This is a genomic window from Flagellimonas ulvae (assembly GCF_049333175.1).
In the GTDB taxonomy this organism is placed as follows: domain Bacteria; phylum Bacteroidota; class Bacteroidia; order Flavobacteriales; family Flavobacteriaceae; genus Flagellimonas.
Genome location: NZ_CP186325.1, coordinates 104,027 through 128,871, shown reverse-complemented (window position 1 = coordinate 128,871; position 24,845 = coordinate 104,027). Strand labels below are relative to the sequence as shown.

Sequence of the window (24,845 nt, the reverse complement as noted above, 5' to 3'; positions counted from 1 at the left end):
TCCGTATTGTGATCATCAATGGAGATGTGTTTTACATATCGAATGATCTAATCCTGTTTAATGGTATTAATGGTACCCACCCTTGTAGTCAAGTCAGACCCTTCTTCTTGTTGCATGCCACCAAAAACCCAGATGGCATCATCATAGCATAAAGCCGAAAAATGCTGTAGGCCATCTTCTGAGGGCAGTGGTAAATAACGCTCCCATTGTATACCGTCGTTAGAGTAGTGAAGACCCAAGCCTGTAGAAGTGGTGCCATTTGTACCGCCGAAAACCCAAAGTTTATTATTGTAAACGACCGTTTCGCCGTATGCTCTGGAAGGGAACGCCCCGCCAATTGTATTTACTCTGGTCCAATCAATGCCATCATCACTCTTCCAAATCTCATTGAAATATGTAGATTCATGGAATCCTCCAAAGACATAGATTTCATTATTGAATACAGCCATAGAGAAACCTTCTCTATACGAAAAGGCATTATTGGTTTTCCGTGTCCAATTGACTCCATCAGATGATGACCAAACGGTACAACCAGATGCATCTTCGTTTGAACCATCCTTTATGATATAAAGTTTATTGTTGAATACCACCGTAGCATGCGACCCGATACTCGCTCCATCTATGGGATTATCAGTGGCCAATGTCCATGTACTACCATCGCTGGAATACAGGACATCGCTCAAAGCTGTAAAGGTATCGGGTGAGGACTCGGTAAATCCACCAATTACCCACATTTTGTTATCAAAAACGGTTAATGAATGATCTCTCCGTTTTGGGAATTGTTCGCTTGCATGAGATGCCCAAGCTCTTCCATCCGCACTTTTCCAAACGTCATTATGTATGCTTGTATGATAGGAATTATAGCCACCCACAGACCAGACCTCTCCATTAAAGATTGCCATTTTGTGATGGGAGAAAACGCCCATTTGATCTTCATTGGTTTCCACATTAAAGGTTAGTGTAACCTCCTCAGGTTCTGAATCTCCAGTATCTTTGTTGTCATCGGAGCAAGAGAAAAACCCTAGCATCATTAGAATTAATACCAAATTTGAAATTCTCATTTTCATTTCACTGTTTTTTAAGAGTTATTCTTTTTATATATAGCACCATTTCGTCAAAAAAAGGCGTACGTATACAAGGGCAGGGTTGCACAGGCAACTTGCATGTTATAATCTCCGATAAATGGAGTGGGCAAATGACCAAAAAATGGCCAAAGATGGTTTCTACATCATCTTATTATACGGTAGCTTGGTTTATTCCCAACTGTTCCATCAATACCATCTGGTCTGCAATCAACCAATGGTCTGTTATCTTTCCTTTATGGATGACATAACGAATTACAAAAGGCAAATCTATTTCACGATTCGTTGGTGGCACCCCATTAAAATCACCTAAATGAATGCCATTACATCGGCCTCTAACCAGTACTTTGTCTTCTTCAGCCACCATTTCTTCAATAAAAAGCTCATATTTTGGAAAAGTACCTTCAAAAAATATGATATGATCTATCAGTTTTTGGTCAGTGGTATATCTATTGAGCAATTCTTTGGTCTTTGCTTCACCAGATATCGCATTGAAATAGTTGATGATCAATTCTCTGTTCTTTCTTAAATCGCTCATAAGTATTCTTTTACTGGTTATGATTACAAAATTAGACTACGATGGTCTTGCAGAATTGCCCTCACGTTGCAATTAATTGCCCGTATGGTGCATTTCAGTTTGATAGTACTTGAGAAGGCAACATTCCAAATTGCTTTCGAAACGACCTTGTAAAATGACTCTTACTCATAAACCCAACACTATAGCAAACATCACTTACATTTAAGTCGATTGTCTTGGATTCTAACAACTCTTTGGCTGCCTGTAACCTGAAATAAAGGATATATTGGTTGGGGGACATGTTGGTAAGCACCTTTGTTTTTCGGAACAATTGAGACCGGCTCATGGCCATTCTATTGGCGAACTCTGCGACCGTAAAGGTGTTATCTTCTAATTTTGTGCTTAGGATGGCATTTATTCTTTGTAAGAAAGCATTTTCTTTTTTGCTTATCCTAATAGAATTTGACAAGAGGTTGTTGGGTAGTGAAAAGTGCGCCGATAAACGCTTTCCAATTTCAGCGTAATAAGGAGCAAAGTTATATTTTGGAAGAACGTCTTCTATCACCTGAATTTCATTTTCAAGCAAAGGGACTTCAATATTAAATTCGGTTGCATTTATACTGATACTTTTCGCTGAGGCTTTGAATTTCGTGGATGCCGTAATTTCCATGATTCTATGCAGGTCAACGCCAGTATTGGTCACGGTAATCAAACAACATGTTTCATTATGAATACAGCGATTGAAAAGTACCGTTAGCTTTTCGTTTTGGGGCAGGTACTTCAAAATATGTTTTAGAAAATGTGTGATTTCTTGATGTATAGAGGCCTTGTTGTATCTAGTAATTGACGTGCTTCCTACTTTGGTCTGATAACTCAATGCAATACCGAATTGGGAGGCATACGGTTTTAGCTCTTGAACTAAAACCCTAAAGAACTTCACGATATCTTCATTGTTCTCAAACATTTGCCAGTTCGATGGTATTTCCTAAAGTTAGCAAATATCATCCACAAGATATTTGCCCTAAATCTTGTTTGTTGTGCAATCTGGCTGTTTTTCGTTTATCGAACAGATAGAATCTCTTCGAGTAAATGGAATACTCTGCCCATAATGAAAGTAAATAGCAATTTCTAAAGGTTCTTCCTACAGGTAATGGATTTAAGACAACAAGCATACCCATTCATCAATTCCTATAGCTCCATTTTTTAATTCGCTTTTAACTGTTAAACCAATAGGTGCCATATAACCTCGTCCTTTCACGAGATACTTGCTCTTATCGGTTTTTATTAATTCTTTTACTCCTGTTTGAGGTATAAAATTTGATTTAGTTAGATTAGGAAGGGTATTATTTACTTTGATCTGAGACATCGACATTGCACAGCCATACAACATCGAAACAAATCCACCAAGAATATGGAAATAACTAGTGATTCTAGACATTTCTAAGCTTTCAATAATAATCCTTTATTTGAACTTTAGTTATTTGATTTGTTTAAATCATGTAATTGCTTCAGAAGTTTCGACCTTTTTACAGTCCGGTAAAACGCAAGAGCCATAAAGATGGATCCAAAAGCAATTATTAAGGCTCCATTGGATAAACTAGGTTGTGGAGCTTTAGGATGAGAAACTACCGTTGTTCCTAAATAAAAGTAATGATAAAGCCCATATGAGAGAAAAAGAAGCGGAATGATAAATAGCCATATCGTTAATCTATCAAATTTCTTCATCACATTATTATTTCTCTCTTTTGGCATCGTTTATTTAAACTTTTACTTCTGGCCTTATTGAGGTATAATGCGCCTAAAATCAAACCTATTGTCCCTCCAATATAACTACTATTATGAATTACGCCTGCTCTCAAAAAAGCGTAAGGGTTGGATATTGAGTTAAGCGAATCTAGAACTTCCTTTGTATAACCAGTGAATTGGAATACCTCATAGTACCGTTGCGGTTGATAATAAAAATAAGAAAATATGCCTCCTAGAGCTCCAAATACAATGGCAGTAATAACCACTATACCAATTGCAAAATATCTATCTCTAAGAGCAAGTATATTTTCCCAAATCCATAAACTTCCAAGAATTAATCCAGCAACTAACCCAAACCACCAAGAAGATATCCAGCCTACTATAGCAGCTCCCCACCGATGTGGTTGTATATAGTAATCGGGTAGTCCAAATACTAGAAATTTGAAATGGGTAAAGTATTCATTTGAAATTGAGTAAGTAACTTGATTATGAAGCACACCATATAGCCCTGGAATTAGAACACTGCTTATTACAAACAAAATGAGGTGTATCGATTTTTTCACTATGTAACAGTTATCACTGTAGAAACTTCATGCTTTAAATATACTTTCGATGTACATAAAGGTAAAGTTAAATTGATTCAGTCTCGAAATACGTTCATTTGCGAAATTTTGGAATAGTCAACGGATTTACCTTTAATGTAATTTGTAGAAGTTTTAATAATTGTGATTCGCTTTTACCACGACCTTTATTTAACAAAACGAATGAGCAACCTTTTCAGCATATAGCATCTTATTTAAGAATTAATTATTGAGATGAGCTTTAAATCTGTAATTGGTATTATTGGACTAATAGGTCTTTTTTTTTCCTGTGAAGATTCGGATTCGGTTTCTGAGCCTTATTCCGGTGAAGATTTAATCGGGAGTTGGGTCCGAAACGACCGCATCCCAAGTGGGCGCTCCGAGTCCGACTTCAGATATTTCAACATGGAAAGCACATATAAATTCGAAGGTGACTCCAATTATTCCTACACGGTGGATTTCTATGGTTTTGAAGACGATAATCCAGACAAAATCATTGGGTCATCTTTTAGAAAAGGAACCTTCGAAATTGTTGGTGATAGTATATTTTTCAGGGATGAGCAAACCACATCATGGGAAATTGGATTTAGACCAGAACCCGAAACCAGGATTCTAAGCGGCGAAAAATACGGCAGTAGGTTCACCATCCTTGACAGGACCTTGACTTTATTCTATATATCATATCCAGCGGATGCTCCTGTTCAAACCCAAATGGAGTATGTGCGTTCGGACTGAGTTTATAAAGAGCTTTACTTTTCCCGTAGGTTCAAATCTATTGTTCCGTTCAACCACTACTGAATTGCGTTTTTTATGAAAGCCATGTTCAAATTCGTTTTGTCCCTTGTGTTTCTCATTTGGTTTTTTTCCTGCTCAGATGATGGGCCCACACCGGGTTGCTTCCAAGAGGAAGGAAGGAGGATAGTTTCCACCATTAGAAATATCAATGGAGTCATTGACTTCCTAGAAGCTTGCAATTTCATTATAGATCCCGAAGAGCGATTGGACGAAAATCCGACCGGGCTTCTATTCCCATGTAATCTGGAAGAAGAATTGAAATCAGATGGCTTAAGGGTAAAATTCAGCGGATTTATTTACGAGTCCTTCGAATTTGAAGACATTTGTGCGGATTTTTTTGAAATAACCGATATTGAGATTTTGGAAGACTCTAGGTAGGCTAATCCATCTAGATAGGATTCTTTCAATCGGTTCAAGAATCCACCAAAGATTCAAATTAGGTCCGCTTTACGGAACTTGGCAACAAAAGTCAGCGTAGGGCTGAACGTGCCCCAACGGTCCCGTGTTTGAGTAGTAGCAGACTTCTAATCACTAACCATTCTATTTTACCCTAATCTTTTTTTACATCTCTACTTTCGTTTTGTCAATTAAACCGCTATCACTTATACACCTTGTTCCGTCCAGTTTGGTTCTAAAGCATTCTTAAAAATTCCTTCAATGTTCTATTTAATTCATCACCTTTCTTAGTGTTAACAAAAAAGACATAGCCAAATTTAGAGTCTTTACTAAAGGCCGTTTGTGATTGAAAGTCACTATGTGTTCCTCCGTGATTGTAAAGTGTGTCATTTTTTAAAGGTGTTATGGCAAACCCAAGACTCCAGTGTGTGTTACCGTCTTCCTTATAGCGATTATGACTTCTCTTTACCACAGTACGTGGTTTAAGCATTTCTTTGTACGTTTCTGGTAAGAGCCCTTTTCCATTCATCATAGCAATCAAAAATTTTGCATAGTTCTCTGCATTGGTATGTAATCCACCAGAAGGGCTAAATTTATAAGAATTTTGGTAGGGAAGCCCTGAACCCCAGTTTCGGTTGTTTACTTTATCATCAATATGTCCATATACTTTGTGTTCGTACAAATATTCGTCCCATGTAAAATACATATGTTCAATCCCCAATGGTTTTTTAACAAGTTCTTCGAATAAGTTGTCCAACTCGCTCATTTTATGTTCTGTATTGCTGGCAATAACACGTGCTAAATAGTCGTAACCTTCACCAGAATAAGTAAATCCATCACCCGGATTTTGAAGCATGTAAAATGTCCCTCGTTTTACATTTAAAGAATCCGGTGCTTTGTCATGCCAGCGCCAGTTTGGAAAACCTGTTGAATGACTGAGTACATGAATCGCATTTACATTTTTGTAGCGCTGGTCTACTTTCATCAGAGAGTCAGGAAGATAAAAGTGTAGTGGTCGAGTCAGTACAATTGCACCTCTTTCGGATAGTTTCATTACCATATAAGCAAAAACAGGCTTAGAAAGTGAAGCTGCTTCAAAAATTGAATTTTCTGTTAACTCTTTTTTTGTATCAAGGTTGGCGTATCCAATATTCTTACTATAAACGACCTTCGCATCATTAATTATGGCTATCGACAGCCCAGGGATTTCAAGAGAATCCATTTGTTGGTTTAAAAAATCTGTCAGATAAGTAGATGAAATTTCACTGTTATCAAATAAACGAATTGTTGCTTCCAGTTCACTTTTTTGTTCTTTACATGAGACAACAATCAAAAAGAGATATAAAATGGGTATAATTCTATTCATGATATCTGTTTTCTTTTAATGACAACAGATTTTTCTAAAGGTTACATCTAATTGGGCAGAACCAAGGAACATAGTTATTAACCCATATAGACATATAAGGTCATTGATTATATCCTGTATATATGAATATGGACTGCAATTTTTAAGTCTCGCAAAACGGCCGATTTGGGGAACGGCTGAACACTTTTGAAAAGGAATCTTTAGACAGTTCCATTTCCCGTTCTTTTTAGTAGTATCGTTAATTGACGTTTTATGGAACTAAAATTTGTGCGGCTTTTAAGAAGAAGGTCAGGAAAAAATTGGCTTAAAAAAGAGCTATCTTTTATCGTTTAATTGAACTTTTGGTATTTTTCTGTTGGTTTGTGAACGGTCAGTCCTCAAAAAATTTCATGCCCTCCAATGAAACGAAACCACAAAAAGTTTCAGATTGAGACCCTTTTTCCTTTTTGAAGACCTTTCCAAAGTGACGATAACCTTTCTGTTCCCCATAAATTAATTCCAATTCATTTATAGAGAAATGGTCTAAAGAAAGTTTTGCAGGAATTTCTTTCCACTTTGTAAAAAAATCAACCTTGTTGCCATCGATCAATCGAAAGCAACCATCTAAAAACTCTATTTTATCATATCCCTTTGAAAGCATTATTTTGCCATTTTTATTCATTAGATTATACTTTCCGTTTATCTTAAATATAAAAACGGAATGGTACAAATTGTTCGTACCACCTATTTGGTCATCGGATTCCATGAACATTACTTCATCAAACCCATCTTTATTTACAATTCCTTTTCCTGTTAAGAATACGTGCCATTTGCTTTCTCGTCTGATTTTGACGAATATCCCTACAGAATTATAAATGATGTTTTCAGAGATTTTGTCAGCCTCTATCTCAAAAATTTGTTTTTTCCACGGAAAAAGCATGATATATTTTTTTTGCTGTTCCAGATATCCATAATACCACTCTTTATAGCGTACAGCGTGCCAAGTGTTGTTCCCCCCTGCATTAAACTGGGCATATCTATCATTAATTACCGGATTAAGGAGGACTTTTTTCGTCAGCTCCATGGATAAAGGGATGGATTCAATTATATAGTTTAAATCGGGTCTATTTTCGGGAATCACCGCAATATTTGCATAAGAACCGTCAAAGGAAACCACTATGTCATGGACTATCTTTTCATTATCATTCGCTTCTATAGGTCTTATTTCTTCAATAACCTGGGGCTTTTCTTTGAGGTTATTCCTCTGAAAAACAAACTCACCTGACACTGTTTTTTTATAGTAAAGGATTTCACCATCCTCCTTTTCCTGGACGATTTCGTCATAGTCATTAACGTATGTTGTTCCCTTCCCCGGCAAAGTCAGTTCCTGTATTATTCCGGATTCACCAGAATTGAAAACAACTACCTTGGTTCCGCTGTTCCTATCATTGTAATTTAACAGGTACATATTGAGTCTACTATTTCTTTCTATGCTAAAAGGGCCCTCGCTTATTAAAACTTCACCTTTGGCATTTAAAAGGGATTGCAGGCTATCAACAACTTTTCGATTATCATCAATCATGTAGTTCACCGTGCCGTAGGTCAATACACCATAGGAATTGTACTTAATTACATCATATTCAGGTTCCACTATGGTATTTCCTGAATAATCGATGATTCCGGCTTTCATCGTACCGTTTTTCCTGTAAAACACTTCAAGGGAGGATTCATTCTTTTGGCGTGGTATGCCCACACTATCATATACTGCGGGAATCACAAGTCTGGCATCTAAATCGGCATAGCCCCATTTCGACCCACTTCTATAAGGGACCATAAAACTTTCGGTCTGAGCCAAAGCATTACTGGGCTTTATCAAAAGAACCAGGCCCAAAACCATTAAAAATGGTAAATTCTTCGAAGTAGAGAGTCTTAAACTATATTTCATGATGTTTTCTCTTTATGCAGTATTTGTCCAAGGGGAATGCTGATAGCATGAAAACCATATATCTTATTTAATCCTAGGAACTTTTCCAAGAATATATGGATTGCTTCCAAATTCCAAACTATGCTTTACGGGGTTTTGTTATTCTTTGGTAAACTTGGCTCGGTTTCCCATTAGTCAAACTTCTGGATATTCCAATTCTAAAAAGCCTTTACAGCACTTTCTGGAGCCATACATATTATTTGAAACAATTATCAGCTGATTATTAAAAAAAGAATTTAAAATCTTGTAGAATCCTAAAACCTTAATTATCCTATTATTGAACTTTATCTGATACCATTGCTTATTCTAAACCAAGCTTTCTCAAGATGTATTTAGCTTTTTCCTTATTATTGATTTACAATAATCGAATTCATCCATCAGTCCACTTAAATATAATCTTTCATTGCCTGTCGTTCCTAAAAGATTAGGTGCATTCTCAATTTTTTCATCAATCTCTGGGTAAGTCATTACAATCTTTTATTTGAACTTTTTTCTTCTATACATTTATCTACAATGTTCTATAGACTCATTTATAAATGTGTGATTAGTTTTTCCAATTAGACTAAAAAAGTATTCCCTATATCAATACTCGTTTATTACTTCAATACGATTTTAATACCATTAATACACTGTCACAGCTATCGATTCCCTTTTGAGCCGCCTCTTTTTTCTCCAGCAATGTGGTTGTCAATGCACGGATAATATTCTTAAGCTTTGTTTTGTCAAGGAAAGGTAGCTTGCCCTTTGTAACTTCATCGTAATCTGCATTGTTTATCATGTAGTTCCCCAAATAGTCACGAATCAGTGCCAAGTGCTTCTGATAAATATCGTCAACGTATTCATAATTTGTATAATGTCCCTGAATTGCTTTTTTAAGCCTAAAATCATTTATCAATTTCAGATCACCGGAATTAATGAGCGTGTTATATGTGATGCTTTCGGGATTGAATATTTCATAGTCCAGGACATCAAAGACCATATTGAAGAGCTCCAAATTATCCCCTGATTCCGAGTTCAGGATTGCAATCATTTCATTACAGATTTCAATCTTTTTGTCAATGCCGGTAAGGTTGGACTTCAATACATCCCTATCCGTAGAGATATCTCCTATCAGATTAATCATGTACTCCTTTCGAACACTTTTGTTCTTTATACTATCTGAACATTTGTTCATACTGAAGGCAATCGTTATACCAATTATAACTATGAGTATTTCTCTTAGAACATACCCGATATTTTTCCTTTCCATTTTCATTGGCCAATAGGATTATTCTTCTTTATTGTTAAAGTTAAGGTTTCTAAAAAAACGTAGTCCTCTAAATGAGAAATACTATAAATGTAGGTTGAGGGTATCCTTTATTTGAACTTTAGGGAATCGGGCAATTATTTTTGAAAAGAGGCTTTGCTGACTAGTATTTATTCCGCCACAAAATTATCATAGTCTTTATTCTCAATCCAATTATATTCAATTTCTTTGGCAACTTTTCTTGCAAAGTTAATTCCATGTCTATCCGCCAAGAATCCCAGTGACATATCCATTCCTGCACTGACTCCTGAAGAAGTGTAATATTTTCCGTCAATTGCCCATCTCGCTCTCTTATCCCAATGAACTCTTGTATTTTGTGAAGAAACCCAAGAAAATGCTCTCTTATTTGAAGTTGCCTTTTTACCGTCTAGCAGTCCTGATTTTGCAAGAAGTGCACTTCCTGTGCAAACGGTAAGTACATAATCACTCGCTTGAGAAAGTTCTTTTATCCTTTCAATGAGGGACAAATTATCCGCTTCTTTTCTTGTACCCAAGCCACCAGGTATTAAAACTATTTCAGGTTTAATGCTAATGCTATCCAGTTTTTCAGTCATAATCGGTACTTTATGTCTATTTGATATTATTCCCCCTTCTAGTGAGTAAAACTTAACACTATAGATATTTACTAATCGACCAAAAATTTCTGCAGGCCCGAAAACGTCTAAAGTTTCATAATCATCAAACATAATGAAAGCAATTTCCATAATGGTGTCTTTTTTAGCAGAGTCGACTTCTTTCTGAGCATTTGCAGTACGCACTGTAATAGTGGTTAAAGTAAAAGTGAGCAAAAGAGAAAATATTCTTTTCGAATTTAGTTTAAGAATCATATCCTTTATGTTAATGTCAATGGTTTATGAATCGTTTATTTGAACTTTGGCAAAGGTAAGATTCCTGAATTCGAAATTAACTAAAGTTGGAAGGCTACTATTAGGGAATGCTCAGACCCTTAACTAAAAAGAGCCTTGCTTTGGACGCAAGACCCTTTTACGAGAACACTATATGAAAATGAAAATTTACTTTCTAAATTATTACATGGTAAATGTAGATGGGTTACCACAGCAATCGAAATGATTGTTGTGAACCAAACCAGAGCTGTGGTGAACCAAGGAAAGTGGGTAATTGAATAGAAATCTATTTGAAGTTACTATTCAAACTAAAATAGCTAAAAGCAATGCCTGATTTAGTCGTCTTTTTTGTTGAAGTGCGGGCACCTATTTAATAATTAAGCGTTGACGACACTTCGGCGTTGCCATAGTTTAGCAAAACGTATTTATAATCCTTTATTTGGGTTTTTAGCAGGACTATTTAAGCCCCGTCAATACGACTATAACCTGGAAAATACCTTTACGTTCTGTTGTTTCCATAACGTAAACTTATTTTATTCTTCCCCATGCCGTACCTCGTCGAATGGTAAATTCTTGTTCTTTCTGAAATCAAAGCTGCCATAAAAGAACAGGCGCAAAGTATGGTTCAAATTGTAAACGTTACCTGCTGCGAGTTGCTGATAGACCATCATATATCCGCAATCCACTTTCCAATACTTGCTAAGCTTATGCTTTATTCCAATAGTTAATCTGTTTTGATTAAAAGTGTTGAAAACTACATCTTGGCCAAAATTCAAGTGTGTTTCATTTGCTAATACCAATTCTGTAGGCCCATCCTTTACAAAAGGAAATCCGGTACTAACCAAAAATCGAATACGGTTCACAAAAAAATCGTCATTTAAAGATTGACCATCCTGTACATTATTGAAAAAGCGTTGCTCTAATCGAACCCTAAACAAGGCGTTCATCTTTTCATAACGTTTTGATATACTTAGCTGTTGATAAATTCTATTCTCGTTTTGAAAACTATCCCAATCCCCCGATGGTGTTAGCCAAAGGTGTGCGTACCCTGTCGCCAAACGAAGGTTAGCATTTAAATAGTATTGGCCGCCAACACGAAGGAAATAAAAATTAGGGTCCGATAAAAAGTTGTTTCGGCGTATATGGATATCATTCAAGATGGCCCAACGATCAACAATTCTGAATACATTATTTGTGGAAATCCAGAATTGCGCATTTTGATTTACAACACGTTCCGGTAACTCTTGGCCTTTAGTTGAGTGACTTACCAAAAACAAAGTTATTGTTAGACCAATTATAAAAGATTTCAATCAACTTAATTTATAACCTAAAATTAAGAAGTGTCGGTTGAAACCTCTAATTATCCAAGGTGATTTTTGGCAATGTCCTTATTATTATGTCCTTTATTTTCCTTAATTCTATGAGAATATGAGGTAGAAGCAATAAATGATTATTTGAACTATCCGGTTATAGGTTGCCAAAACTTGTCCATCTCCGAGTCTCTGAAAGATTCAATCAAAAACCTGAAATCTTCTGTCAAATCCAATTCCAAAAGTTCACTTGCTAAATCAGGCCTGTATGCCCAAATCCATGATAGCACCTCTTCTTTCAATAAAGGTTTATTATCTGGGCAGAACTCAATATAATTTTCACAAACAAAACACTCACTGCTGACAGACGCTCGTCAAATTTCTCGAAATCAACAATATCCTTCCATAATAATTCTTTGGGTATTGATTCAAGTATATCTTGTAACTCACTTCTCATAGATTTCTTACAAGATTGTCAATCCTTTAATTAAACTTTTAAAAACCTTGATTTTTTCGGTATGCTTTTACTAATCTTTTCTTGAAATCAGCTTTGAAACTTTCGATATTCTTCCTTTCCTAACTCATGGGATTTATTGAGGTTTCTCCTAACAGCAAATCTGTTAGTTCCCTTTTCTCACTTTTTGATAGATTGGACAGTATTTACTGAACCAAACCTCTACTTGGTAAATTTCAAAAAGTTTGTAGCTACTTTACAAGATTATATTCATTCAATAAAACAATTCCACTCAAGTAATCCATATTAAGGTAGTTTCTCTATTTTTAAAACATATTTAATCAAGCATATTTATTTGATTCTAATCTAATACATTAAAATTTGGATATTGTTTCTTCAATGCAAGTCTCCACTTTCTATGGATGGTGGCAGTTTTCGGTGTGTTTATTCGCATTTCTTGCATTATTGTCGATTTGGTATCATATAGGTAAAAAACAAGATGATTTCGGTCAAGTTTGGTTGGCACTTTCAATTTTGTGCTGGTCAATTTCCGGTCTAGTTGAAATAGTGTCTTGGAAACAGGTTGGATTGGGTCTATATTTTAAAGAGGGGATACGTAGCATATTTTCCCTTTTGAATAGTCTTTTTATACTCTTGGCGCTGCCCTGGTTCAGGTATCTACCAAAACCCCTCGCCCCTCTTATTAAGTCAAACTTTTGGCCCTATATCATTGGAATTCCCTTTGTTTTTGCTCTTTTTCCCACACTTCATAAAATGTTTCGTGCAAACTCAGCGTCAATAATCAGTGAGTTGGATGTCTACTATGCGTTACTTACTTTGTTCTTTTTAGGCTTTGTGCTTTGGGAATCTTTTGTTAAAAGAAGACTACCGCTGTTGGGATTGCTTTCAATAATTACAATAGCCGTAACTGTAATGGCTCAAATGTATAAGCTCCTAGACGATACAATTAACCTGCTGTTGTTCTCTGCCATATTTAAAACATCTCTTATCATGCTTTTCTTTGCACTTGCCTTAAGTTGGGTAAAAGAGCTTACAGAAACCTTAATTCCTTCACCTCATCAGTTAAAACTCCAATTCATCAATAAGAGTGGATTGGGCAACAAAGATGGTTTTAAAGTTTCAATGCAAGGATTTTTGGGAAATGAGGAAAGAGTAATTTCCCTCACACCAGCCTTATATAAACTGTTCAAGCTTTTTGCTGAGCGTAGGCTGGACAAAACTGAAGGATGGCTCGAAATCAAACCTAAAAACTTTGATGCAGCCAAAGCATATGACATCAATGACCACAATGAGATAAAAAGACTTATTGTAGCCCTTTTGGATGGACTGTTTGGCAAACAGAGTTGGACAAAGGATAAACACTATGTTCCTTTGAAAACCACTTTGTTTGAAATGTCGGAACATAGAGAAAGAAAGATTAGGCTATTACTTCCCCAAGAAAACATTATCCTTGAAAATGAAGGGTAAAAGCGGTATTTGCCAGTTTTCAATTTACTGACATTTTCATATTCTTTCCGACATAAGCCGATTAATCCAATCCAGCCAGCGAAATTCCAGAAACTTTTGGATTATGGGCGCACCGTCATTTTTGAATTTACTTCTACCTCTAATTACTTTATCTACTGAAAAAGGCTTAGATGAAAAAATAAACGAGGCTTTTATGCCTTTTGCTGTATGGTGGGAAAAATTGATTTTGTCAGAAGTGGTCTTGTTTGGAACAGGAATTCCTTTGGTTCTTATAGTTCTAATAGTGGGAGCATTGTTCTTCACACTCTACTATGGTTTTGTCAACATTCGCCATTTCACAACAGCCATACAAGTGGTCCGAGGGAAATATGATGAATTGGAGAAAGATATATCATTGTTAAAACCCGTTGTCCATGAGGTGGATGGAGATTTGAAAGGGACAATTAAAGACGAGAGTCTATTGGGCGAGGTCAATCACTTTCAAGCCTTGGCAACAGCAGTATCAGGAACTGTTGGACTTGGTAATATTGCCTTGGTGGCCGTTGCCATTTCCATTGGTGGGCCTGGGGTCACCTTTTGGATGGTTTTAGCGGGAATACTAGGAATGTCAACCAAGTTCGTAGAATGCACCTTGGGAGTAAAATATCGGGACATAGATAAGGATGGGACTGTTTTTGGGGGACCTATGTACTACTTATCAAGAGGACTGAAAGAAAAAGGACTTAGACATTTCGGAAAGTTTTTGGCCATTGTCTTTGCAGTTCTGTGCGTAGGTGCATCTTTTGGAGGTGGCAATGCTTTTCAAAGCAATCAGGCAGCGGCCCAGATTATTGAAGCATTTGAACTTTCTGGTCCGGCCACAGGAAGCATAATTGGATTGGTCTTTGCAGTTTTAGCGGGAATTGTCATCATTGGGGGTATTAAACGTATTGCCAAGGTGACTGAAAAAGTGGTGCCGTTTATGGCCATTTTGTACGTAGGAGCAGCACTTTTTATCATTATTTCTAAAATCGAATTAATAGATGACGTATTTACCCTTATCCTGTCGGAAGCCTTTGAACCTGTGGCAACTGTATCTGGAGGATTTGCTGGAGTGCTCATTCAGGGCTTTAGACGAGCTGCATTTTCTAATGAGGCAGGAGCAGGTTCGGCCGCAATAGCACATTCAGCGGTGAGTACGGCCTATCCAGCTTCCGAAGGATTGGTAGGCCTGTTGGAACCTTTCATCGATACGGTGTTGGTCTGCTCAATGACAGCAATCGTGATAATTCTTTTTAATATGGATGGCACATTTGTGTACGGTAATGTAGTGAAAGGACAAGCTCTTTTACAAGATGGGAGCCGTCTCGGTGGCGTTAACATAACCTCCATGGCATTTGAGAGTTCAATTAAAGGTTCCTCCTATGTATTGATGATAGCCGTTTGTATGTTTGCTTTCTCAACTATATTATCTTGGTCCTACTACGGACTTCAAGCTTGGAAATATCTTTTTGGACGTGGTAAACTAACTGATTTAGCCTACAAATTATTATTTCTTGTTTTCACCGTTTTGGGTGCCGCAATAACTTTGGATGCCGTAATAAAGTTTTCCGATGCCATGATATTGGCTTTGGTTTTTCCCAATATGATAGGGCTAATGTTCTTGTTTCCCAACGTGAAAAAAGAATTTACCAATTATCTTTCTCTCATAAAACGCTCTCTAAAAAAGTAGCTACAGAACGAACTCACTATATTTTTCTGTAAATTCAAGTACCAAACACCGACTCATTTAAAAATTCCCATCATGCGCAGCTATTTCTTTTTTGTTTTCCTCTTTGGCTCAATTCTTTCTTTATGTGCGCAGAATATGGACCCAGACTTGTTGTATGATGTAATCAAACAAGAGGCTGATACCGTAAAAGTGAGTGGAAATTCATACCAGTTTCTGTACAATGAAGCCATGCTCATTTGCATTTATGATGAGAACGCCAATCGTATGCGGATTATCACCCCTATTGTAAAACGTGAAGAAATTGGAGAGGAAGAACTTTTGAATGTGCTGGTAGCCAATTTTCATTCTGCCCTGGATGTGAAATACGCATTAAGTGATGAGATTTTATGGTCGGTTTATACGCACCCCTTGCAACAGCTTTCGGAGGAACAACTAGTTGATGCGATACAACAGGTGTATACCGCAGCTCTAACCTTTGGCACAACCTATTCAAGTACTGACATGGTGTTTCCTGGAAATACCAGAAAAGTGGAAAAACCGAAACCCAAACCTTTGAACAAAATCTAAAAGCTATATTCCGGGACTTTACCCACAACACCTTTAAAGAAGCTATGGATTTTTTCAAAATCAGCTTCCATATCTTGAGATGGATAAAGCAATTCTGAAAACTTCACCTGTTTTTTCCCAAAATCAAAGGCCACTAAAACTATGGGAACATTTGCCTTTTTTGCGATATGATAAAATCCCGTTTTCAACTCAGTTACTTTCTTTCGAGTCCCTTCAGGCGCCAAAGCAAAGCGAAACACTTTTCGTTTTTCAAAAATAGCCGCAACACTATCAACTGTATTGGAGGTTTTTGAACGGTCAATGGGTGCGCCTCCCGTCCAACGAAAAAACCAACCAAATGGTGGTTTGAACAAGCTTTTTTTACCTATATAATTGATTTCTTTTCCAAGGATGCTGCGTACCACAAGGCCCAAGAAAAAATCCATCCAATGGGTGTGTGGGACTACGGCAACCACGCATTTGTCCACGTCTGGGAAACTACCATTCATAGTCCACCCAAAAACTTTAAAATATAGGAATCGGGAAAAAGCTTGCATGGGACTTAATGTTTTAGATACTTCAAAACATCCCTCAAACTGTTCAGTTTTAAATGATTGTTGATTTGTTCATCCTCAGCAGATACCATTTCATGTGCCCAAGTGGTATGAAAAGGAATGTGAATGGCTCTTGCTCCCAAATTTATGATGGGTAGGACATCAGATTTGAGCGAGTTGCCTATCATCAAAAATTCGCTTACATCAATGTCAAGATGGTCCAGTAGGTTTTTGTAGTTACGTTCCTTTTTATCACTTAATACCTCTACATGGTGAAAGTATTGGGATAGCCCTGATTTTTCAAGCTTCCTTTCTTGGTCTAACAAATCACCCTTAGTCAATACAATAAGTCGATATTTGTCTTTTAATTTTTCTAAAACCTCCTCTACCCCATCCAACAATTCAACGGGATGGGAAATCATTTGTTTTCCCAAATCAAGAATATCGGAAATGGTTTGTTGAGAAATGGAACGATTGGATAAATCCAAAGCGGACTCAATCATTGAAAGCATAAAACCCTTTACTCCATAACCATAGAGCTCTAGATTTTCCATTTCCATTTTAAACAACTCTTGGTCTATTTTGTTCTTGGTCTCATATCCTTCCAAAAGTTCCGCAAAACGTTCTTCGGTTTCCCTAAAATAGGTTTCGTTTACCCAAAGGGTATCATCGGCATCAAACCCAATAACATGTATTCCCTTAAAATCTAACTCCATGCTTTTCTGGCCTTTTCCAAATCTTCTGGTGTGTCTATTCCTATTCCGCTCACATCAGTCTCTACCATTTTTATTTTTTTTCCATACTCTAAAAAACGGATGGCCTCTATTTTTTCTTTCGCCTCCAATGCTAGCATGGGAAGTTGTTGAAAGTCGATTAGGGCCCGTTTACGAAAAGCATAAATTCCCTTGTGTTTGTAATAAACTGCATTTACATCTTTATCCCTTGGATAAGGAATGGGTGAACGGGAAAAATACAGTGCAAAATTGGTATTGTCCACAATAACTTTGACCACATTTGGATTGGATATTTGTTCCCAGTCTGAGATAGGGGTCATAATGGAGGCCAAATCAATTTCTTCTTCTGGATCTTCATGAAACACCTGAATTACCTTGGTGAGACTTTCCTTATCAATAAAAGGCTCATCCCCCTGTACATTTAGCACAATATCAACCTCCATATTCTGAACGGCTTCCGCAATTCTATCGCTCCCACTTTCGTGTTCTTCTTTACTACGGATAACTTTCCCTCCAGCCTTTGAAATAGCATCAGCGATAACATCACTATCCGTCACAACATAGACCTCATCAAAAAGATGGGTTGCCAAAGCCGCTTCGTAGGTCCTGACGATGACTGGTTTTCCACCTAAATCTTTCATCAATTTTGCTGGAAAACGCGAAGCTTGATATCGCGCAGGAATCATGGAAATAATTTTCACTAGGGCCTCTTTTTTTGTCTGGGTCTTATTTTTCTGTAAATCCTGAAAATAATAACCAATATAACGATAACCAGTATTGCGGCTATAGGTGGCGCCAAAATGGAAGCCGTAGAGACAGCAACTGCTGTTCCTGTTTCTATTGTGGAGACGACGGGATTTGCTAAACCTCCTGTTGTTGATGAAGAAGCCAATCTACCTGTAGCATTTGCTCCTTTGATTGCCGTTGCCGTACCTCCACCCGCTATTATTGCCAATGACCAAGTTACCACGGGGTCAAGGTCCACTACTGTGGATACCATGACTGCAGTCCCTGCAATCCCTGCCAAAGGAATGGCCAGACTGTCCAAAGCATTATCTACCCAAGGAATGAAGTATCCAAATATTTCCGCAAGGGTAGCAACTCCAAAAGCAACCAGGGCAGGTAACCCTCCAATCCATTGCCAACTTTCGTTTAGTTCCCAAACCCCAAAGTATGCTGCAAAGCTAAGAGCAAAAAGAGGTAAAAAAACACGAAAACCGACGGAAGCCGCTAATCCGACCCCTAAAAAAATGCTTAATATGGTATCCGGTGTCATACTCATTATGGACTAAAATAACGTATTCCTAATCAAGAAAAAAATTGTCCTTGAATCCAATGAGATAGAGTTTTTCCTTGGCCCGTGTAACCGCGGTGTAAAGCCAACGAAGAAAGTCTTTATCAATGCCGTTTGATAGATACGGTTGCTCTACAAAAACTGTATTCCATTGCCCTCCCTGGGATTTATGACATGTAATGGCATAGGAAAACTTTACCTGTAGCGCATTAAAATATTTATTGTTTTTAACCCCTAAAAATTTCTTGTATTTTGATTTTTCATGGGCATAATCCTTCAGTACTTCCTGGTAGAGTCGGTTACCCTCCTCATAGGGAAGTGAAGGAGTCTCAGCATCAATTGTATCCAAAAGCAAAACGGTTTCAAACGGTTTCTGATTGGGATAATCCACCATTTTTACCTTTACCTCGGCAAACGAAAATCCATAAATCTCCTTAACCGCAAAAAGCTCTAGAATTTCAATGATGTTGCCATTGGCTATGAATCCTGCTTCAGAATTGGGGCGCAACCAAAAGTAATTGTTCTTTACCACCATCATATAATCTCCAACTGCAAGCTGATTTTCCAAAAATAGGATGCGCTCCCGTATGTTTTTGTTATAAAGATTAGCTCTTTTATTGGAACGGACCACAATTGCTGTTTCTTCCTTTCCATGATTACTGTAGGATGAGTCTATGGCTTCTTGAATCTCATGACCATCCACAAGTCTAATGATATCGGTGAAGTTACCTACATCAAATTTGAAATCCTCGTAAAAAGAAGATTGCAATTGTTCTCTAAGATTAGTGGCATTAAAAAGAATTCCAGAGTCTCTAGTCTGCCTCATTACTTCATCCAACTCCAAACCTTCAACCTCTTTATTATAGTTTAGGGTAAGACGGTTTTCTTCCAAAGCAGGGCTTACATCCAATTTGACAGGCGGAAGTTGCGCAGTATCTCCGATAAGCATCAATTTGCAGTTATGACCAGAATATACAAACTGAACTAAATCATCCAAAAGTGACCCATTTTCAAAAAGTTTGCTATCCGCTGGGGTATCCGAAATCATGGAGGCTTCGTCCACTATGAAAATCGTATTTCTGTGCTTGTTTGGAGCAAGAATGAACTGTACTCCCCCTGAACTTTGTTTCTTAGGAAAATAGATTTTCTTATGTATGGTAAAGGCTTTATTTCCAGAATATGAACTCATTACTTTGGCGGCTCTTCCTGTCGGAGCCATTAGTACTGCGCTCATATTGGCTTTCCATAAGCTAGGAACCAAAGTACTTATTATCGTGGTCTTACCCGTACCCGCAAAACCTTTAAGAAGAAACAATCCATCATTAGTTTTGTTCAAAACAAAATGCGCCATTTTTTCCAGAGCAATTCCTTGTTTTAAAGTCAAATTGAATGGAAATTTCTCCTTCAGTATCTTAAGAAAATCGTTGGGTGTGAGCTTATTCATGCTGGCTAAAGATACTCCTGAATTTTAAAGCAAAAAGTTTCGTGATTAAAAAAAAATTGTAGATTTGTCTTTAACCGCTAAATTAACTCAGAAAGACAATAATAGTATGTTAAGCTTAATTCTTATAGTTATTTTAATATGCCTAGTGACCATAGGCCTTGTTTTCCTAATTGATAGGTTCCTGCCACAGAAAATCAAACCAATTTTAGTCATAGTTTTTGGTCTTCTAAGCATTTTCCTTGGATACAAGATTTATGGGTCCATCAATGCACCCATTGAATTCAAGAAAGTACGAAAGGAAAGGTTTTCACAAGTGATTGCCAAACTTAAGGACATCAGAGATGCCCAAGAAGCCTACAAAACAGTCAACGGCAAATTTGCAAAGGACTTCAATAGCCTTATCAAATTTGTGGATACTGGCAGTTATACCATTACGCAACAGAAGGATTCTTCTTTTATGCGTTACAACAAAGTATACCAAATTGACTTGCAGGTTGATACTGTAATTGTAGACACCTTAGGTTTTGTGAAAGTAAAGGATTCACTCTTCAAGAGTGACAGCCGATATAAAAATATGATGGATGTCCCTTATGCCCAGAACAACGAAAAATTTGAGATGAAGGCAGACATTATAGACAAGAGCGGATACAAAGCTCCCGTATTTGAAGCCAAGATAAAGAAGGATGTTGTGTTATACGACCAGCCTAAAGACTTATTGGATAGAGAGAATGCACATCAAAGCGTTGAGGAGGTTAATGGTACGGAGATTAAGGTTGGTTCACTTACTGATGTAAGTACCAATGGAAATTGGCCACCGATTTATGACAGAAAAGGAGAATAATTTCATAGATAACAATTTTAAGAAACTGTCCATTCAAGTTAGTTTGAATGGACTTTCTTTTTGTGCGCTGGACACTATTTCCAAAAAGATTCTGGCTCACGAAAATATCCCATTCAAGACATCTTCTACGCCTTATCTTCTGCTGAAAGAACTCAAGAATATCCTTAATGAAAGGAATCTATCCAATACTTCTTTCAAAGAAGTAATGGTGGTGCATAAGAATGGCTTTTTTAGCATGGTGCCCAAACCTCTTTTCAATAAGGCAGAATTACCTAATTATCTAAAATTCAATGCAAAAATGATGGCCAACGATTTTGTGGTCTTTGATGAGTTGGACAATCATGAATTGGTCAATGTTTATATTCCGTTTGCTAACGTAAACAACTACATTTTTGACCTTTTTGGTGAGTTCACATTTAAACACAGTGGCTCTGTCTTGGTATCATCACTTTTGGATAATTCTAGTAAATCCTCCGAAACCTATTGCTATGTTCAAGTAGCTGAACGAGAAATGGAAGTTGTGGTACTATCCGAAAAAAAATTACTGCTCTACAACTTCTTTGAATATAAAACTAAAGAAGACTTCCTATATTACCTACTGTTTACCTTAGAACAACTAGAGCTTGGGATAGAAAATGTGCATTTACGGCTTTTTGGACAGATTGAAGAGGATGATGAACTATACCAACTATGCCATACCTACGTCAAAAACATTTCAGTGTTTGCACCTCCACATTCTTTCGATATACAAAGTCATGATGATGGGGATACTATAGATTTCACCATTTTAAATTCCCTTTGATGCGAATTATAGCAGGGACGTATAAGGGAAAAAGGCTTACCGCACCTAAAAAGCTTCCTGTAAGACCAACAACCGATATGGCCAAAGAGGGGTTGTTCAACATACTCAGCAACCGTTACTATTTGGAAGATTTGAAAATACTGGATTTGTTTTCGGGAACGGGAAACATATCTTTTGAATTTGCTTCTCGTGGAAGTAAATCCATTATTGCTGTAGACTCTTATGTTGGCTGTGTTCAGTTTATTTCTAAAACCGCCAAAGAACTGGGGTTTCCTATTCAAGCAATAAAATCGGATGTTTTTAAGTTTCTGGAACGAACTTCTGAAAAGGCAGATATTGTATTCGCAGACCCCCCCTATAATCTTCCTTTTAATGAGTTTACTAAGATTGTTCTATTGGTTTTTGAGCGGAAGTTACTTTTAGAAGATGGGCTATTGATTATTGAGCATAGCGACCAAACCGATTTAAGCACCATTGAACACTTTAGTGAAGCCCGTAAATATGGTGGGAGTGTATTCAGTTTTTTCATCAAACCTGAATAAAAAGACCCTTCAAAGTTCTTTGAAAGGTCTATCATTCCCGTTCGCTTTGATTTTATTCTTTGTTTTCCGTCATTTTCTTGGTGATAAAAAAACCTGTCAGCAAACCGGCTCCAGCCATAAAGAATCCCGCTCCAGGACCAACAATATCATCATCCATACCTAAAGATATCAATATTCCTGCCGTAAAGATACCGAGGCCGATTCCCATCATTAGAGTGGCTAGATTTATTACTATTACTTTCCAAATGGGAGTGACTCGAGAACTCTTTCCATAAAATATGGAGGCATCTGCTCCTTTTTCAATTAATGCTAATCTTTCTTTGTTTCTTGCCGAAATGAAGAGGTAAAATATCCCAAAAATGACCCCAAACATTATGGGAATAATAATGATTTCTGAATTATCCATAGTATAAAGTTTAAATGGTTTTAAAATTCGTATTTGATTCTAGGACGTGACCTTTTCCAAATAGGTTACAATTCCAAGAAAAAAAAGTTTTTTTGTAACCATTTTACCTTCCCTTACGTCTTATGGGTTGAAAAATGACTCACAATACTGACCAATATTTGATAGAATGTATCTTAAAAGGTGATACTAAGGCTTTTGCCAGTTTGGTTAAAAAGCATCAAAACTATGTGTATACCTTGGTGGTGCGCATGATTAAGACCAAAGAAGAAGCCGAGGAAGTGAGTCAAGATGTCTTCATAAAAGCATATAAATCTCTAAAGGATTTTAAAGGAGACTCAAAATTCACTACTTGGCTGTATCGGATTGCATACAGGACCGCTTTAGATCATATCAGAAAAAATAAAAAAAGACAAAAAACAGATACATTACTAGAAGAAATCACCGAAAGCAACTTAACTTTTACCGAAAATCCATTAGAAAGGTTGGAGGATTTGGAACGTAAAGATTTCATCAAAAAATGTATTTCCAGGCTTTCTGAAAGTGAAGCGGCGGTTGTGACCCTCTTTTATTTTGAAGAATTGAGCATCAAAGAGATTGGAAAGGTTACTCGTTTAACCGATGATAATGTTAAGGTAAAATTACATAGAAGCAGGAAAAAGTTGTACGAACTGTTGCAACCTAATCCTGTGGTCAACGAAAAGGATTAGAAATTATGGAAAAGCTATCCAAAGAACAGGAAAAGGTATTGAAAACAGCATTGGACCAAGTTGGTCTGGAAAAACCATCCCAAGATTTCTTGAGCAATGTCATGAACACCATAGAAATACAACAAAAGGTCACGTCTCCTCTTGTATCAAGGAAAGGTTGGTTGCTAATATCTTTAGTCTTTATTCTGTCCTTAAGCATGCTGGTTTTCTATCCAGAAGAAGGTTCTTCCTTTTTTGATATGGTTTTTTCATATCGTGCAGCTTTTACGAAAAACTTGTTTCAAAGACTTAAAATATCGAAAACGTTGGCAATGGGTATTTCCCTTTTAGGGTTGTTTCTGCTCCAACTTCCTTTGTTAATTAAAATGACCAGCAGGGAAAGGACTATATAGATTTAAGTTCGTACTTCAACTAAACTTATTGAAACCAGGCAAGGATTTTCCTATACTTTGTACATGGTATGTATCAAATTATGAACCAATGAGGCAGCAAGTTTCGCAGTCTTTTCATCAACATCATATCTAGGATTCATTTCGGCAATATCAATACTTATAAGTTTTTCTGTCGAAACGATTGTTTTAAGGCATTCTAATACAATTTGTGGCGTAAAACCCATGGGTGAAGGAGCACTCACTCCAGGAGCATAAGCAGAAGAAAAACCATCTAAATCTATTGTTACATATATGTAGTCGACTGATTTAGCGAAAGCATGAATCCATGTGTTTATTTCTTCTAAAAACTGTAGTCTGAAGTTATCAGAAAGCACATAGGTAACATTCAAATCTTTAGCTGTTTGAAAAAGTAAATGGTCATTGGCGTCTTTTCGAATACCCATACATAAATAACGGAAAACTTCGTTTTCTGCTTCACATTCCTTTGCGATCTGATAAAACGGAGTACCGGAATTGTTCCCATTCCCATTTTGGCGTAGATCAAAATGTGCATCAAAGTTGATGATTCCTATGTTTGGATGTTTTTGCTTTGAAATGAGGTAGGATTTAATGCCGTGAAAGTGTCCATACGACATATCATGTCCACCACCAAGTACAATGGGAAACTGTTTTTTTTGTAGCAAGGAAGAAACAACTTCCGCAAGGTATTCCTGAGCAGCCTCCATATCTCTTTTGATACAAGTTAGATTACCCAAATCATACAACTGAACTCCATTGGGTAAATGGTTGGGCATCTTTCCTAGACTCTTACGAATGGCATCCGGACCATCTTTGGCACCCGTCCTACCTTGGTTTCTTTTTACCCCCTCATCGCAAGAATAACCGAATAAGGCTATGGACCTTCCTTTGGATTTGAAATTTTCATTAAAAGGAACGCAATTCACTATTTCATGAAGGTATAAGTCAGAGTTGCTAACACGTCCTGTCCAGTTATCCGTACTTGGTTCCTTATAGTTCTTCATG

Annotated in this window: 27 protein-coding genes; 10 read left to right on the top strand and 17 right to left on the bottom strand. The window is 37.0% G+C overall.

Annotated elements, in window-relative coordinates; translation table 11 throughout:
* Window positions 1-47: 47 nt before the first annotated feature.
* The 5 genes from ACOKFD_RS00610 to ACOKFD_RS00590 form a co-directional block, all read right to left on the bottom strand.
* Window positions 48-1,067, bottom strand: coding sequence for a Kelch repeat-containing protein (locus ACOKFD_RS00610; protein ID WP_422859476.1), 1,020 nt, complete (start codon window positions 1,065-1,067; stop codon window positions 48-50).
* Between the two features lie 169 nt (window positions 1,068-1,236).
* The gene (locus tag ACOKFD_RS00605; RefSeq protein ID WP_422859475.1) at window positions 1,237-1,620 is read right to left on the bottom strand and encodes an ester cyclase; all 384 of its coding nucleotides are present in this window, start codon (window positions 1,618-1,620) and stop codon (window positions 1,237-1,239) included.
* 94 nt (window positions 1,621-1,714) lie between these two features.
* Complete coding sequence (locus ACOKFD_RS00600; protein ID WP_422859474.1) at window positions 1,715-2,563, bottom strand: helix-turn-helix domain-containing protein; 849 nt, start codon at window positions 2,561-2,563, stop codon at window positions 1,715-1,717.
* Between the two features lie 192 nt (window positions 2,564-2,755).
* Complete coding sequence (locus ACOKFD_RS00595) at window positions 2,756-3,037, bottom strand: hypothetical protein (RefSeq protein ID WP_422859473.1); 282 nt, start codon at window positions 3,035-3,037, stop codon at window positions 2,756-2,758.
* 286 nt (window positions 3,038-3,323) lie between these two features.
* Entirely contained in the window at window positions 3,324-3,908 is a 585-nt protein-coding gene (locus ACOKFD_RS00590; protein ID WP_422859472.1) for a hypothetical protein, read from the bottom strand.
* A 252-nt stretch (window positions 3,909-4,160) separates the two neighbouring features.
* Between ACOKFD_RS00590 and ACOKFD_RS00585 the strand changes: the two genes are divergently transcribed.
* Complete coding sequence (locus tag ACOKFD_RS00585) at window positions 4,161-4,661, top strand: hypothetical protein (RefSeq protein WP_422859471.1); 501 nt, start codon at window positions 4,161-4,163, stop codon at window positions 4,659-4,661.
* Between the two features lie 75 nt (window positions 4,662-4,736).
* Window positions 4,737-5,099 (top strand): hypothetical protein, encoded by a 363-nt coding sequence (locus ACOKFD_RS00580; protein WP_422859470.1) that lies wholly within the window; start codon window positions 4,737-4,739, stop codon window positions 5,097-5,099.
* A gap of 253 nt (window positions 5,100-5,352) precedes the next feature.
* Here ACOKFD_RS00580 and ACOKFD_RS00575 read toward each other — a convergent pair whose 3' ends face one another.
* From ACOKFD_RS00575 to ACOKFD_RS00555, 5 genes are all read right to left on the bottom strand, one after another.
* Window positions 5,353-6,483, bottom strand: coding sequence for a serine hydrolase domain-containing protein (locus tag ACOKFD_RS00575; RefSeq protein ID WP_422859469.1), 1,131 nt, complete (start codon window positions 6,481-6,483; stop codon window positions 5,353-5,355).
* Between the two features lie 370 nt (window positions 6,484-6,853).
* Complete coding sequence (locus tag ACOKFD_RS00570) at window positions 6,854-8,407, bottom strand: WG repeat-containing protein (protein ID WP_422859468.1); 1,554 nt, start codon at window positions 8,405-8,407, stop codon at window positions 6,854-6,856.
* Between the two features lie 640 nt (window positions 8,408-9,047).
* On the bottom strand, window positions 9,048-9,695 hold the full coding sequence (locus ACOKFD_RS00565; RefSeq protein WP_422859467.1) for a DUF6090 family protein: 648 nt from the start codon (window positions 9,693-9,695) through the stop codon (window positions 9,048-9,050).
* A 167-nt stretch (window positions 9,696-9,862) separates the two neighbouring features.
* On the bottom strand, window positions 9,863-10,579 hold the full coding sequence (locus tag ACOKFD_RS00560) for a DJ-1/PfpI family protein (RefSeq protein ID WP_422859466.1): 717 nt from the start codon (window positions 10,577-10,579) through the stop codon (window positions 9,863-9,865).
* Window positions 10,580-11,130: 551 nt separating this feature from the next.
* Complete coding sequence (locus tag ACOKFD_RS00555; protein WP_298997905.1) at window positions 11,131-11,907, bottom strand: DUF2490 domain-containing protein; 777 nt, start codon at window positions 11,905-11,907, stop codon at window positions 11,131-11,133.
* A 1,228-nt stretch (window positions 11,908-13,135) separates the two neighbouring features.
* On the opposite strand from ACOKFD_RS00555, the gene ACOKFD_RS00550 reads away from it, so the two are divergent.
* The 3 genes from ACOKFD_RS00550 to ACOKFD_RS00540 all read left to right on the top strand — a co-directional run bounded on the left by ACOKFD_RS00550 (window position 13,136) and on the right by ACOKFD_RS00540 (window position 16,127).
* Window positions 13,136-13,849, top strand: a complete 714-nt coding sequence (locus ACOKFD_RS00550) for a hypothetical protein (RefSeq protein WP_422859465.1) — start codon at window positions 13,136-13,138, stop codon at window positions 13,847-13,849.
* Window positions 13,850-13,952: 103 nt separating this feature from the next.
* Entirely contained in the window at window positions 13,953-15,560 is a 1,608-nt protein-coding gene (locus ACOKFD_RS00545) for an alanine/glycine:cation symporter family protein (protein ID WP_422859464.1), read from the top strand.
* Window positions 15,561-15,632: 72 nt separating this feature from the next.
* Entirely contained in the window at window positions 15,633-16,127 is a 495-nt protein-coding gene (locus tag ACOKFD_RS00540; protein ID WP_422859463.1) for a hypothetical protein, read from the top strand.
* Here ACOKFD_RS00540 and ACOKFD_RS00535 read toward each other — a convergent pair.
* The 5 genes from ACOKFD_RS00535 to ACOKFD_RS00515 are packed head-to-tail and all read right to left on the bottom strand — an operon-like array spanning window position 16,124 to window position 20,132.
* A complete protein-coding gene (locus tag ACOKFD_RS00535) occupies window positions 16,124-16,663 on the bottom strand; it encodes a 1-acyl-sn-glycerol-3-phosphate acyltransferase (protein WP_422859462.1) in 540 nt (179 codons plus the stop codon). The two genes, ACOKFD_RS00540 and ACOKFD_RS00535, sit on opposite strands and share 4 nt — an antisense overlap.
* A 5-nt stretch (window positions 16,664-16,668) precedes the next feature.
* Window positions 16,669-17,376: an HAD family hydrolase gene (locus ACOKFD_RS00530; protein ID WP_422859461.1), complete on the bottom strand. Its 708-nt coding sequence runs from the start codon at window positions 17,374-17,376 to the stop codon at window positions 16,669-16,671.
* A complete protein-coding gene (gene kdsB, locus ACOKFD_RS00525) occupies window positions 17,367-18,080 on the bottom strand; it encodes a 3-deoxy-manno-octulosonate cytidylyltransferase (protein WP_422860990.1) in 714 nt (237 codons plus the stop codon). The genes ACOKFD_RS00530 and kdsB overlap by 10 nt, the downstream gene beginning before the upstream one ends.
* A 14-nt stretch (window positions 18,081-18,094) precedes the next feature.
* Window positions 18,095-18,670, bottom strand: coding sequence for a DUF4126 domain-containing protein (locus ACOKFD_RS00520; RefSeq protein WP_422859460.1), 576 nt, complete (start codon window positions 18,668-18,670; stop codon window positions 18,095-18,097).
* 28 nt (window positions 18,671-18,698) lie between these two features.
* Window positions 18,699-20,132: an ATP-dependent DNA helicase gene (locus ACOKFD_RS00515; protein WP_422859459.1), complete on the bottom strand. Its 1,434-nt coding sequence runs from the start codon at window positions 20,130-20,132 to the stop codon at window positions 18,699-18,701.
* 193 nt (window positions 20,133-20,325) lie between these two features.
* On the opposite strand from ACOKFD_RS00515, the gene ACOKFD_RS00510 reads away from it, so the two are divergent.
* From ACOKFD_RS00510 to ACOKFD_RS00500, 3 genes are read left to right on the top strand one after another with little or no spacing between them, the layout of a single operon-like run.
* Window positions 20,326-20,973, top strand: a complete 648-nt coding sequence (locus ACOKFD_RS00510; protein WP_298999754.1) for a hypothetical protein — start codon at window positions 20,326-20,328, stop codon at window positions 20,971-20,973.
* Window positions 20,954-21,775, top strand: a complete 822-nt coding sequence (locus ACOKFD_RS00505) for a DUF3822 family protein (protein WP_422859458.1) — start codon at window positions 20,954-20,956, stop codon at window positions 21,773-21,775. Before ACOKFD_RS00510 ends, ACOKFD_RS00505 begins: the two co-directional genes overlap by 20 nt.
* Window positions 21,775-22,317: an RsmD family RNA methyltransferase gene (locus tag ACOKFD_RS00500; RefSeq protein WP_422859457.1), complete on the top strand. Its 543-nt coding sequence runs from the start codon at window positions 21,775-21,777 to the stop codon at window positions 22,315-22,317. Before ACOKFD_RS00505 ends, ACOKFD_RS00500 begins: the two co-directional genes overlap by 1 nt.
* 52 nt (window positions 22,318-22,369) lie before the next feature.
* On the opposite strand, the gene ACOKFD_RS00495 is transcribed toward ACOKFD_RS00500, so the two are convergent.
* Window positions 22,370-22,723 (bottom strand): DUF6249 domain-containing protein, encoded by a 354-nt coding sequence (locus ACOKFD_RS00495; RefSeq protein ID WP_298997885.1) that lies wholly within the window; start codon window positions 22,721-22,723, stop codon window positions 22,370-22,372.
* A gap of 134 nt (window positions 22,724-22,857) precedes the next feature.
* Here ACOKFD_RS00495 and ACOKFD_RS00490 point away from each other — a divergent pair, with 134 nt between their 5' ends.
* Together ACOKFD_RS00490 and ACOKFD_RS00485 are read left to right on the top strand one after the other, a co-directional pair.
* Window positions 22,858-23,430: an RNA polymerase sigma factor gene (locus ACOKFD_RS00490; protein WP_422859456.1), complete on the top strand. Its 573-nt coding sequence runs from the start codon at window positions 22,858-22,860 to the stop codon at window positions 23,428-23,430.
* A 5-nt stretch (window positions 23,431-23,435) separates the two neighbouring features.
* Window positions 23,436-23,822 carry a hypothetical protein gene (locus ACOKFD_RS00485; RefSeq protein ID WP_422859455.1) on the top strand — a complete coding sequence of 129 codons (387 nt, stop codon included), beginning with the start codon at window positions 23,436-23,438 and terminating at the stop codon, window positions 23,820-23,822.
* 50 nt (window positions 23,823-23,872) lie between these two features.
* Here the strand turns inward: ACOKFD_RS00485 and hutG are convergent, their stop codons facing one another.
* Window positions 23,873-24,844, bottom strand: a complete 972-nt coding sequence (gene hutG, locus ACOKFD_RS00480) for a formimidoylglutamase (protein ID WP_422859454.1) — start codon at window positions 24,842-24,844, stop codon at window positions 23,873-23,875.
* Window position 24,845: the final 1 nt, after the last annotated feature.